7 protein-coding genes and 1 pseudogene are annotated in these 12,099 nt (G+C 74.0%); 7 read left to right on the top strand and 1 reads right to left on the bottom strand.

Annotated features, from left to right (window positions below):
- Positions 1 to 67: 67 nt before the first annotated feature.
- From mfd to sppA, 4 genes are all read left to right on the top strand, one after another.
- Positions 68 to 3,715: a transcription-repair coupling factor gene (mfd, locus tag I6A60_RS04660; protein WP_203014683.1), complete on the top strand. Its 3,648-nt coding sequence runs from the start codon at positions 68 to 70 to the stop codon at positions 3,713 to 3,715.
- Between the two features lie 193 nt (positions 3,716 to 3,908).
- Entirely contained in the window at positions 3,909 to 4,658 is a 750-nt protein-coding gene (locus I6A60_RS04665; protein WP_238434759.1) for a SurA N-terminal domain-containing protein, read from the top strand.
- Positions 4,659 to 4,672: 14 nt separating this feature from the next.
- Positions 4,673 to 5,878, top strand: coding sequence for a MazG family protein (locus tag I6A60_RS04670; protein WP_203014729.1), 1,206 nt, complete (start codon positions 4,673 to 4,675; stop codon positions 5,876 to 5,878).
- 112 nt (positions 5,879 to 5,990) lie between these two features.
- Positions 5,991 to 8,348: a signal peptide peptidase SppA gene (gene sppA / locus I6A60_RS04675; protein WP_203042336.1), complete on the top strand. Its 2,358-nt coding sequence runs from the start codon at positions 5,991 to 5,993 to the stop codon at positions 8,346 to 8,348.
- A gap of 172 nt (positions 8,349 to 8,520) precedes the next feature.
- Here sppA and I6A60_RS04680 read toward each other — a convergent pair whose 3' ends face one another.
- Positions 8,521 to 9,393, bottom strand: a complete 873-nt coding sequence (locus tag I6A60_RS04680; RefSeq protein ID WP_203014679.1) for an SAM-dependent methyltransferase — start codon at positions 9,391 to 9,393, stop codon at positions 8,521 to 8,523.
- A gap of 438 nt (positions 9,394 to 9,831) precedes the next feature.
- On the opposite strand from I6A60_RS04680, the gene eno reads away from it, so the two are divergent.
- From eno to I6A60_RS04695, 3 genes and pseudogenes are all read left to right on the top strand, one after another.
- Positions 9,832 to 11,118 carry a phosphopyruvate hydratase gene (eno, locus tag I6A60_RS04685; RefSeq protein ID WP_203014677.1) on the top strand — a complete coding sequence of 429 codons (1,287 nt, stop codon included), beginning with the start codon at positions 9,832 to 9,834 and terminating at the stop codon, positions 11,116 to 11,118.
- A gap of 27 nt (positions 11,119 to 11,145) precedes the next feature.
- Positions 11,146 to 11,523: a septum formation initiator family protein gene (locus I6A60_RS04690; RefSeq protein ID WP_203014675.1), complete on the top strand. Its 378-nt coding sequence runs from the start codon at positions 11,146 to 11,148 to the stop codon at positions 11,521 to 11,523.
- 176 nt (positions 11,524 to 11,699) lie between these two features.
- Positions 11,700 to 12,099: pseudogene (locus I6A60_RS04695) on the top strand (DUF501 domain-containing protein); the annotation flags it as partial.

A 12,099-nucleotide genomic window follows, 5' to 3' on the forward strand; every position in this document is an offset into this window, starting at 1 on the left:
CGGCGCAGACCGACATCCGCCGTCCGGCGGGCGCCGCCGGACATGGAAGAGGCCCGGGACGGATTCGATGACCCTCGCGCCGCTGCTCGACGCTCTCACCGCCCGCCCGGGCGGCGAACCGGCGCTGGCTCGCGTCCAGGACGCCGTCGGCGCCTCCGGAGGTACCCGTCCGGGTTCGGCGGTTGTCAGCCCGGTTGACCTGGCCGGGCCGCCCGGGCTGCGGCCGTTCGCCGTCGCGGCGCTGGCCCGCTCGGGACGCACGATCCTCGCCGTCACCGCGACCGACCGGGAGGCCGACGACCTCACCGAGGCCCTGAGCAGCCTGCTGGACCCGAGGTCGGTCGCGCTCTATCCGAGCTGGGAGACGCTGCCGCACGAGCGTCTGTCGCCGGGCGCGGACACCGTCGGGCGCCGGCTGGCCGTGCTGCGCCGGCTCGCCCACCCGGAGATCCTGGCCGCCAGCGGCCCGGCCGACGCCGCGGCCAGCCCGCTGGCGGTCGTCGTCGCCCCCGTGCGGGCGGTGCTGCAGCCGCAGGTCAAGGGCCTCGGCCAGCTGGAGCCGGTGCTGCTGCGCAGCGGTGACAGCGCCGATCTCGCGGACGTCGTCGAGCGGCTGGTCGGGATCGCGTACCACCGGGTCGACCTGGTCGAGCGCCGCGGCCAGATCGCGGTCCGCGGCGGCATCCTGGACGTCTTCCCGCCGACCGAGGAGCACCCGCTGCGGGTCGAGTTCTTCGGCGACGAGATCGAGGACATCCGGCCGTTCGCGGTGGCCGACCAGCGCGCGCTCGACGTCCCGGCCACGGGGGGCGGCTACGCCCTGTTCGCCCCGCCCTGCCGGGAGCTGCTGCTGACCCCGGATGTGCGGGCCCGGGCGGCCCGGCTCGCCCAGGAGCACCCGGACCTCGTCGACATGCTTGACAAGATCGCCTCCGGCATCCCGGTGGAGGGCATGGAGGCACTGGCGCCGGTCCTCGTCGACGACCTGGCGCTGCTGCTCGACGAGCTGCCCGCCGGCACCCAGGTGCTGGTGTGCGATCCCGAGCGGGTCCGGTCCCGGGCGTCCGAGCTGGTCCGCACCAGCCAGGAGTTCCTGAACGCCTCGTGGAGCTCGGCCGCACTGGGCTCCCAGACCCCGATCGACCTGGGCTCGGCGGCCTATCGCACGCTGGCCGACGTCCGGTCTCGGGCCGTCGAGCTCGGCCTGCCCTGGTGGACCGTCAGCCAGTTCGGCGCGGTGGCCGGCGCCGACGGCACGGACGGGGCCGACGAGCCGATCGCCTTCGACGTCCCCGACGAGGTGGTCGCCACCAGCCTGCGCCCGCCGCCCGCCTACCACGGCGACACCGCCCGGCTGCTCGCCGACGTCAAGGGCTGGCTCAACGACTCCTGGCGCGTCCTGCTGGTCACGGCGGGCCACGGCCCGGCGCAGCGGCTGGTCGAGCTGCTGCGCGAGGCCGACCTCGGCGCCCGGCTCACCGACGACGCCGAGCTCGCGTCGTCCGTCGTCACGGTCACCCAGGGGCAGCTGGTCACCGGCTTCACCAGCGACCTGCTGCGCGTGGCCGTGCTGACCGAGACCGACCTGGCCGGTGCCCGCGGCGTCACCACCAAGGACATGCGCCGGATGCCGAGCCGGCGGCGCAAGGGCATCGACCCGCTCGCGCTGGCCGTCGGCGACCTGGTCGTCCACGAGGCGCACGGCGTCGGCCGGTACATCGAGATGGTCACCCGCACGGTGGCCGGGGCCAAGCGCGAGTACCTCGTCCTGGAGTACGCGAAGGGCGACCGGCTCTACGTCCCCACGGACGCCCTGGAGCAGGTCACCCGCTACGTCGGCGGCGAGGGCCCGACGCTGGACCGGATCGGCGGGGCCGACTGGGCCAAGCGCAAGAGCCGGGCCCGCAAGGCGGTCAAGGAGATCGCCGGCGAGCTGATCCGGCTCTACAGCGCCCGGATGGCCGCCCCGGGGTACGCGTTCGGCCCGGACAACCCGTGGCAGCGCGAGCTGGAGGACGCCTTCCCGTTCCGGGAGACCCCCGACCAGCTCTCCGCGATCGACGAGGTCAAGCGGGACATGGAGCGCGCGGTCCCGATGGACCGGGTGATCTGCGGTGACGTCGGCTACGGCAAGACCGAGATCGCCGTGCGGGCCGCGTTCAAGGCGGTGCAGGACGGCAAGCAGGTCGCCGTGCTGGTGCCGACCACGCTGCTCGTCCAGCAGCATTTCCAGACGTTCTCCGAGCGTTACGCCGCCTTCCCGGTGAAGGTGGCGGCGATGAGCCGGTTCAACACGGCCACGGAGCAGAAGGCCGCCCTCGCGGGCATGGCGGACGGCACCGTCGACGTCGTCATCGGCACCCACCGGCTGCTGTCCAACGAGACGAAGTTCAAGGACCTCGGCCTCGTCATCGTCGACGAGGAGCAGCGCTTCGGCGTCGAGCACAAGGAGCACCTGAAGAAGATGCGGACGGCGGTGGACGTGCTCACGATGAGCGCCACCCCGATCCCGCGGACGCTGGAGATGTCGATCACCGGCATCCGGGAGCTCTCCACGATTGACACCCCGCCGGAGGAGCGCCACCCGGTGCTGACCTCGGTCAGCCCCTACGACCAGCGGCAGGTCGCCGCCGCGATCCGCCGCGAGCTGCTGCGCGAGGGCCAGGTCTTCTTCATCCACAACCGGGTCGAGTCGATCGACCGGGCCGCGGCCCGGCTGCGCGAGCTGGTCCCCGAGGCGCGGATCGCGACCGCGCACGGCCAGCTCTCCGAGGACGTCCTCGAGAAGGTGATGGTCTCCTTCTGGGAGCGCAAGTTCGACGTCCTGGTCTGCACGACGATCGTCGAGTCCGGCCTGGACATCTCCAACGCGAACACGCTGATCGTCGAGCGGGCCGACAACTTCGGCCTGTCCCAGCTGCACCAGCTGCGCGGCCGGGTGGGTCGCGGCCGGGAGCGCGCCTACGCCTACTTCCTCTACCCGCCGGACCGGCCGCTGACGGAGACCGCGCACGACCGGCTGGCCACGATCGCGCTGAACACCGACCTCGGCGCGGGCATGGCCGTCGCCATGAAGGACCTGGAGATCCGCGGCGCCGGCAACCTGCTCGGGGGTGAGCAGTCCGGGCACATCGCCGCGATCGGCTTCGACCTGTACGTCCGGATGGTCGGCGAGGCGGTCGCGGACTTCAAGGGCGTCGCGCCCGAGGAGCTTCCCGAGGTCAAGGTCGAGCTTCCCGTGGACGCGAGCCTGCCGCACGACTACGTCGGCGCCGAGCGGCTGCGGCTCGACGCCTACCGCCGGCTGGCCGCCGCGTCCGGCGACGAGGACCTCGCCGAGGTGCGCGCAGAGCTGGTCGACCGCTTCGGCCCGCTGCCGGAGGTGGTCGAGAACCTGTTCGCCGTCGCCTCGCTGCGGGTGCTCGCCCGCGGCTACGGCCTGTCGGAGATCACGCTGGCGGGCAAGCAGATCCGGTTCGCCCAGCTCGAACTGCGGGAGAGTCAGACGCTCCGGCTCCAGCGCCTCTACAAGGGGGCCCTGACCAAGCCGGCCGCGAAGACCGTCCTGGTCCCGATGCCGACCCAGACCGGCCGGATCGGCTCGCCGGCCCTGCGGGACAAGCCGTTGCTGGCCTGGGCCGCCGACCTTCTCTCGGCCATCCTCGGCGACGACATCGCCACCGCCGCAACGGTCGCCTCGACGGGTCGGCGTTAGGACCGCGGCTGGCTGCCCACCGGAAGTGGGGTGTCTGGTGGTCAGCCGTGGCGCATCGCCGCGATCGTGGCGGCGCAGCGTTGGGCAGGGCCGGCTGCATCCCCGGGCGTGTTGCGGCTAACGTTGCGTCTGTACTGGTCTCGCCTCTGGGGGGACGTCCCCGTCGGGAGTTTTGTCAGTGAAGCGTGCTCGGATGCTGGGTGCCGTGGTCGGGCTGGTCGCACTGGCGGTAGCCGGATGTACCAGCCACGCTGGTGCGGCCGCGCAGGTCGACGACAGGACGATCGGCACGGATACCGTGCGTGGCATCGTCGACCGCGGCATGTCCGCGTACACCGCCTTCGCGGCCACACATCCCGACGCCGCCTCGCAGCAGACCCCGGTCACCCGGGACGACCTGCAGCGCCGGACGCTCGGCAACCTCGTCGAGTACCAGCTCGACCTGACTGAGGCGCGCAAGCGCGGCATCACGCTCAGCCCGCAGGAGGCCGACGCCTACTACCAGTCGTACGCGATCTTCGGGTCCGGCAGCGTCGCGGCCTTCGAGCAGGCCGGAGCGTCCGCCGGGTTCGCGCCCGAGGACCTGCGGACGATCATCCGGACGTACGCGCTGGAGTCCAAGATCGAGGACGCGATCGCGCCCGACCTGGTCGCGTCCAGCGCCGACGTCAAGTCGGCCTACACCAGCGCGCTCACCCAGTTCGGCGTGAAGTCCCTGCCGCTCAGCCTTACCGAGGCCAGCCCGTTCCTGGCCCGCCAGCTGATGAACCAGCAGCGGGACGCGAAGCTGCGGCCGATCCTGGCCGCTACGGCGCGCACCGACCACGTCTCGGTGAACCCGCGGTTCGGCGTGTGGAGCGCGGACGACATCTCCGTGCTCGCGGCCGACGGCTCGATCGCGACGAAGGGGACCCCGGTGCCGGAACTTAACCTGGCCTCGTGACACCTCCGGTAACCGTGACACCTCTGGTAACGCTGCTCGAGACCAGCGCCCGGGTCGCCCCCGGACTGCTCACCGCCGACGCCTGGGACCTGGTTCGCCGGGTCCCGGTCTGCTGCGCCGATCCCGCGCATCCCCAGCTCGACGCGCTGCGCGCCGCGCGAGTCGACGTCACGATGCTGGCCGAACTGGCCGAGGTGCCGTGGCCGGACGAGCCCGGCGGCTGCCCACTCGGGCCGGTGCGGGCCGTCGCCACGGCGGCCGGCGCGTCCGAGGTCGTGTGGCTGCCGGAGCCGGCGGGTGCCTGGCCCGGCCCGACGGCCGTCGTCGATGCGCACCTGCGTGCCCACGCGACCGGCGAACCGGACGAAGTCCGCCTGCTCGCCGGCACGCACGACCTGCCCGGGGCGCGGCTGCTGGACGTCGTCGCCGTGATGGACCGGCTTCGCTCGCCCGGTGGCTGCCCCTGGGACGCCGAGCAGACTCACCTCTCGCTCGCCCCGTACCTCCTGGAGGAGGCGTACGAGGCGTACCAGGCGCTGGAGGACGCGAACCCGGCCGACCTGCGTGAGGAGCTGGGCGACGTCCTCATGCAGGTCGTCTTCCACGCCCGCGTCGCCGAGGACGCCACCGACGGCCCCGTCGACGCGGGCGGCGGCCGGTTCGACGTCGACGAGGTGGCGACCGGTCTCGCGAGCAAGCTGGTCCGCCGCCACCCGCACGTGTTCGGCGACGTCGACGTGGCCGGGTCCGACGAGGTGGTCACCAACTGGGAGGCCATCAAGAAGGCCGAGAAGGGCCGGCGTTCGGTCACCGAGGGGGTGCCGCTGACCCAGCCGGCGCTCTCGCTCGCCGCCAAGCTGCAGAAGCGGGCCCGCAAGGCGGGCCTGCCCGCCGACCTGGTCGTCGCGACGGTGCCGTCTCCCGCGGGCGTCGCCGAGGGCCCCGGAGCGCTGCCGGTGGACGCCGACCTGGCGGACGTCGTCGCGTCCCACGCGGGCGCCCCCGACCTGGACGAGCGCGGTGTCGGTGAGCTCCTCTTCGCGGTCGTCGCGCTGGCCGCGGCGGCCGGCGTCGATCCCGAGGTCGCCCTCCGGGCCCGGTCCCGCGCCTTCCGGGACCTGCTGTCCGCCGCCGAGGAGTCGGCCCATGCGGACGGCGTCGACCCGGCCGACCAGGACGCGGCCGGCTGGCGGACGCGGTGGAGCCCCGCGGCGTCCTGACCGACGCGCGCCGTGACCGGATCGATGGGCCGGCCGTCACCCTCGGTTGCGGGCGGGTTGGGTTTCCGATGTGCCCGACCGGGCGATTCGGTCTGGCCATAGCCTCGGGTCCATGGAGACGACGCCTCGTCACGCGCTCGCCGAGATCCGTGCGTTGGCCGCGCGGCGCAACGCCCCGCTGATCCTCGAGCTGGACCTGACCACCGACCCGGTCGAGGGGATCGTCGACGACCCGCTCACCGCGCGGTTCGGCCGACGGCGCCAGACCCTGCGCGAGATCGTCGACGGCCTGCGCCGCGCCGCACTCGACCCGAGGACCCGGGTGCTGGTCGCGCACGTCGCGAGCTGCGGGATGCCGATCGCCCGGGTGCAGGAGATCCGCGACGCGGTCGGTGAGTTCCGGGGCGCCGGGAAGTTCGCGATCGCCTACGCGGACACGTTCGGCGAGTTCGGCGGCGGCACCGTTCCCTACTACCTGGCCTGCGCGTTCGACCAGATCTGGCTCGCCCCGCCCGGGGACCTCGGGCTCACCGGCGTCGCGAGCCACACCCCGTTCCTGCGCGACGCCCTCGACCGGCTCGGCGTCGCGGCCGAGCTGGGCGCCCGGCACGAGTACAAGAACGCCGTCAACACGTTCGTCGAGCGCGGCTTCACCGCCGAGCACCTGGAAGCGACGACCCGGGTGGTGGAGTCGTCGGCCGACGAGATCATCGCTGGCATCGTGGCCGGCCGGCGGCTGCCCGCCGACCGGGTGCGCCGGCTGGTCGACGCCGGGCCGCTGTCGGCCCAGGTGGCGCTGCGGACCGGCCTGGTCGACCGGCTCGGCTACCGGGACGAGGTCTACGCCGCCGTCCGACGCCGCGCCGCGGCCAGCGACCCGACCGGCGCCCTGCCGGAGCTCCCCGGCCCGGCCGCGGCCGGCGCGCGCGGCCCCGGCGAGGCGGTGTCGCCCAAGCCGGCCCCAACGGAGGCCGGGTCTGAGGAGGCGACCGCGGGCGACGGCCCCGGCGCCGTGGCTCCGGCCGTCCCACCGGCCCCGGCCGCCATGGCCGCGGGGTCGGCCGCTCTCGGCACCGTGACGGCGGCCTCCGCCGGGGTCGCCGTCGAGGCAGGCCCGCCCGCCGCCGAGCCGGCCGCTGGCGCGGCAGTTCCCAGCGTCGCCGGTGCCCCGGTCACTACCCCGGACGCAGCCGGCACCCAGGCCGTCCCGGATCGACGGACCGCGCCGGTGCCCCTGTACCTGGGCGCCTACCGCAGGTCGGCCGCCCGTAAGGAGGCGTCCCCGCTGCGGCGGGCGGCCCGCTCGTCCGGTGCGGCCGTGGCGTCGCTCCTCGGCCCGGACCGGCGCGAGGCGCGTCGCTCCGCGACCGGCCCGGGTCCGACCGGCCTCGGGAACCTGGACGAGGCCGTCGCCGTGCCAGCGGACCGCGACCCCGACACCGCGGCCGTCGCGCTCATCCACGGCACCGGGCCCGTGGTGCTGCGCCGTACCGGGCCACCGGTCGGTGGGTCGGTGCTGGCGGCCGACGCTGTGTGCGCGGCCTTCCGGGCGGCGGCCAAGGACCCGGACATCGCCGCCGCGGTCTTCCGCGTCGACAGCCCCGGCGGCTCCTACGTCGCGTCCGACCTGGTGCGCCGGGAGGTGGAGCGGTTCCGGGCGACCGGCCGGCCGGTCATCGTCTCGATGGGCTCGGTCGCCGCCTCGGGTGGCTACTTCGTCGCGCTCGCCGCCGACACGATCGTCGCGAACCCCTCGACGCTGACCGGGTCCATCGGCGTCTACGGCGGCAAGCAGGTGATCAGCGGGCTGCTGGACAAGCTCGGTGTGGCGATCGGCGAGGTCGCCCAGGGCGAGCACGCGCTGATGATGTCGGCCCGCCGGCCGTTCAGCCCCGGCGAGCGGGCCAAGCTGGACGAGTTCCTCGACCGGGTCTACGCCGACTTCGTCGGCAAGGTCGCCACCGCCCGCGCGATGCCGCTGCAACGGGCGGACGAGCTGGCGCGCGGCCGAGTCTGGACCGGGGCCGACGCGCACCGGCACGGTCTGGTCGACGAGCTCGGCGGGCTGGAACGCGCGCTGCGGCTGGCCTGGACCGCCGCCGGGCTGCCGGGCAGCCGGCCGTCCCGGGTGCGGCTGCTGCCGCACCGCTCGCTGGTCGACCACGTCCGACCGGCGCGGTCGAGCGAGGACACCGCCGCCGCCTTCGGGGACGGGGCCGGCGCCACCCTGGTCGGCGACCTGCTCGGCGCGGCCCTGGCACTGGCCGGACGGTCCGCGGGCGGTCCGCCCCTGGCGGGCGGGATGGACGCGGCGCTGGCCGGCGCCCTGGAGGCGCTGGCCGGCGGCTGGGCCGGCGTCCTGTCCGGCGGGCACGCCGGGGGCTGGGGCCCGCTCGCGGGGCTCGCGGCCCGCGCCGGACTGCCCGCCGCCGGCCCGCTCCTGATGCCGCCGATCGGTCCGGTCGGCTAGGGCGCCAGGACCGTCAAGATCCGCCCGTAGGCGTGATCGCCGTTTTGGCCCTCGAATGGTCGTGGATCGGGCCTGACCACAACCACCAGAGGGCCGAACTCGCGATCATGCGGCCAGCTCGTGCCGGCCGGCAAGGTCGGGCCCCGGCACGAGTTTGGTTGGTCGGACCAGGTCAGGTGGTCTTGCGGGCGACGCCGACCGAGATCACGGTCGACTCCGTCTCGTCGGCCCGCCACTTCGTCGCCAGCACCACACCAGGGTCGAGCAGGTCCCAGCCGTCGAAGAACTGGACGACCTGGTCGCGGGGACGGGCATGGAAACTGCCGGTCGAGGCCTCGCGCATCAGGGCGTACGCCGCCGCCAGGTTCTCGGCCGGGACGTCGCCGGTCGGCGCCTCGCTTGCCGGCACAGGGTGGGTCAGGACGAGGAAGCTGCCGGGCGGCATCGCCTCGGACAGGGTGCGCACGATCGAGTACGGATCATCCTCGTCGGGCACGCAGTGCAGCATCGCGATGAGCATGAGCGCGATCGGCTGGCTGAAGTCGAGGACGTCCGCCGCCTTGGCGAGGATGTCGGCCGGCTGGCGGACGTCGCCGTGCACGTAGCTGGTCTGGCCCTGCGGGGTGCTGGTCAGCAGCGCGTGCGCGTGGGCGAGCACGATCGGATCATTGTCCACGTAGACGATGCGGGCGTCCGGGGCGGCCCGCTGTGCGACCTCGTGGGTGTTGTCGGAGGCAGGCAGCCCGGTGCCGATGTCGAGGAACTGCCGGACGCCGAACTCGGTGGCCAGCAGGTGCACGGCCCGCCGCAGGAAGGAGCGGTTCGCGCGGACGCTCTCGGTGACCGCCGGCATCGCGGCCATGACCGCTTCGGCGACCTTCCGGTCAGCCGCGTAGTTGGTCTTACCGCCGAGCCAGTAGTCGTAGACCCGGGCGATGTGCGGGATGTCCGTGCGCAGATCGATCGGGGTCCCGCCGGGCCCTCGGACGGTGGCGTCGGAGGCAGCCGACTCGAAGCTCCATTGCCCTTCGCCGCTGTCGACCACTGGTTCCCCACTCTCTGCTGCGCCTGTCGGCACGTGTTGGCTGCCGCCACAACGATCTCCAGGTGACGCGCCCGCGACCTCGAGATTCGGGACCTCGCCGGATATGACGGATCCGACCGCGTCTAAGTCGAAGCGTAACGCCCGATCGGACCCGGATCGCCGGTCGGCACCCGACAGGGCGGCCCGGCTCCCGGGCGCCTCATCGGGTGGACTTTCACTGTGGCGTCGGCGGTGTTCGGCGTGTGGAGGGCCCGCCCGCGCCGTGACGGCGATAGTCTCGCGACCGGCCGGATTCGTCCGGACCTCGTAGCTTGTCCCGTCCGAGCTGGCCCACCCTGGTCGCCGACCCGCGTCGGCTTCCGGCGGGCCGCCTGCCGACCCGGGGGCGACCCCCGACGTCGAGGTTCGCTCGACCGCCACGTCCACCTGGAGGGAACCGTGCCGTCCATCGAGGCTGTAGCGGCCCGCGAGATCCTCGACTCGCGTGGCAACCCGACCGTCGAGGTCGAGGTCATGCTCGACGACGGTACCGAGGGCCGTGCGGCGGTCCCCAGCGGCGCGAGCACCGGTGCGTTCGAGGCCGTGGAGCTCCGCGACGGCGACGACCGTTACGGCGGCAAGGGCGTCACCAAGGCCGTCGAGGCTGTGATCGACCGGATCGGTCCCGCGCTGATCGACCTGGCCCTGGACGCCACCGAGCAGCGCCTCATCGACGCCACGATGATCGACCTGGACGGCACCCCGGACAAGTCGGGCCTCGGCGCGAACGCCATCCTCGGCGTCAGCCTCGCCGTCGCGAAGGCCGCCGCGGCTTCCAGCGGTCTGCCGCTGTTCCGCTACCTCGGCGGGCCGAGCGCGCACCTGCTGCCGGTGCCGATGATGAACATCCTCAACGGCGGCGCGCACGCGGACTCCAACGTCGACATCCAGGAGTTCATGATCGCTCCGATCGGCGCGAGCACCTTCGCCGAGTCGGTGCGCTGGGGCGCCGAGGTCTACCACTCGCTCAAGAGCGTGCTGAAGGGCCGGGGCCTCGCCACCGGCGTCGGCGACGAGGGCGGCTTCGCCCCGAACCTGCCGACCAACCGGGAGGCGCTCGACCTGATCGCCGAGGCGATCCAGAAGGCCGGGTTCACGCTCGGCGACGACATCTCGCTCGCGCTGGACGTCGCGTCGACCGAGTTCTTCGCCGACGGCGCCTACACCTTCGAAGGCGCGAGCAAGAGTGCTGCCGAGCTGATCGACTACTACGCTGACCTGGTGGCGTCATACCCGATCGTCTCGATCGAGGACCCGCTGGCTGAGGACGACTGGGACGGCTGGGTGGAGATCACCACGCGGCTTGGCTCGAAGGTCCAGATCGTCGGCGACGACCTGTTCGTCACCAACCCGGAGCGCCTCGCCCGGGGCATCGCGGCCGGTGCCGCCAACGCGCTGCTCGTCAAGGTCAACCAGATCGGCACGCTGACCGAGACCCTGGACGCCGTCACGCTCGCGCACCGGTCGGGCTACAAGGCGATGATGTCGCACCGGTCCGGCGAGACCGAGGACACCACGATCGCCGACCTCGCGGTGGCCGTCGACTGCGGCCAGATCAAGACCGGCGCCCCGGCCCGCAGCGAGCGGGTCGCGAAGTACAACCAGCTGCTGCGGATCGAGGAGGAGCTCGACGCGGCCGCGCGCTACGCCGGGGCGAGCGCCTTCCCGCGGCGGGCGGCCGGCTGAGGCCCGCCGGCCCGGGCTGATCTCGCCATGCCGCGCCTGCCCCGGCGGACCACGCTCACGACGCGAGCCACCCTGCTCGCGGTGGTGATCTGCGTGCTCGTGCTGACGCTCGCCTACCCGCTGCGGCTCTACCTCCAGCAGCAGGCCGAGAACGCCGCGCTGGCCAAGCAGAACGCGGCGGCGCAGGCGCGCGTGGACGCGCTGAAGGCCGAGGTCGGCAAGTACGGCGACGACGCCTGGGTCCAGGACGAGGCGCGGCGCCGGCTGCACTACGTCCTGCCCGGGGAGAAGACCTACGTCATGCCCGTCGCGCCGTCGCCGAGCCCGGCGGCGGGCAACGGGCGTGGCCGGTCCAGCCCGGACGAGGCCTGGTACAGCCAGCTCTGGTCGCAGACTGTCCCCTAGCGCGAAGGGCGGCCGGGCCCGCCTCGTCGCGGAATCGTGGCGGGCGGCCAGGTCGATAGACTCGGCCGTCGGTCTGGATTTCTCGGCTGGGGGCGGTGCGGGTGGCGGGCGGCGATGCCGCGGCGGAGACGGCGGCTCCCGAGAGCCCGGCGCCTGACGGTCTGCTGGCGGACGGTCTGGCGCCGGCGGCCCCGGCGGACGAGGGCCTGGCCGCGGACCTCGCGGTCGTCGAGCGGCAGCTCGGCCGCCGGCCGCGGGCCGTGCTGCGGGTCGCGCACCGCTGCTCGTGCGGGCTGCCGGACGTCGTCGAGACGGCGCCCCGGCTTGAGGACGGCACGCCGTTCCCGACGCTGTACTACCTCACCTGCCCGCGAGCGAGCTCCGCCGTGGCCCGGCTGGAGAGCTCGGGCCTGATGCGGGAGATGACCGCCCGGCTCGGCACCGAGCCGGAGCTCGCCGCCGCGTACCAGTCCGCCCATGAGGACTACCTCGCCCGGCGGGACGCCCTCGGCGGGGCGCGGCCCCGCCGCCCCCGGGGGGGGGGGGGGGGCGGCCCGGGCGCCGGGCGGGCCGGGG

This window comes from Frankia sp. AgB1.9 (genome assembly GCF_016786355.1).
In the GTDB taxonomy this organism is placed as follows: Bacteria; Actinomycetota; Actinomycetes; order Frankiales; family Frankiaceae; genus Pseudofrankia.

Coding starts and splice junctions, on each gene's coding strand:
- I6A60_RS04665 (WP_238434759.1), top strand. CDS start 3,909: ATGCTGGGTGCCGTGGTCGGGCTGGTCGCACTGGCGGTAGCCGGATGT.
- I6A60_RS04690 (WP_203014675.1), top strand. CDS start 11,146: ATGCCGCGCCTGCCCCGGCGGACCACGCTCACGACGCGAGCCACCCTG.
- sppA (WP_203042336.1), top strand. CDS start 5,991: ATGGAGACGACGCCTCGTCACGCGCTCGCCGAGATCCGTGCGTTGGCC.
- mfd (WP_203014683.1), top strand. CDS start 68: ATGACCCTCGCGCCGCTGCTCGACGCTCTCACCGCCCGCCCGGGCGGC.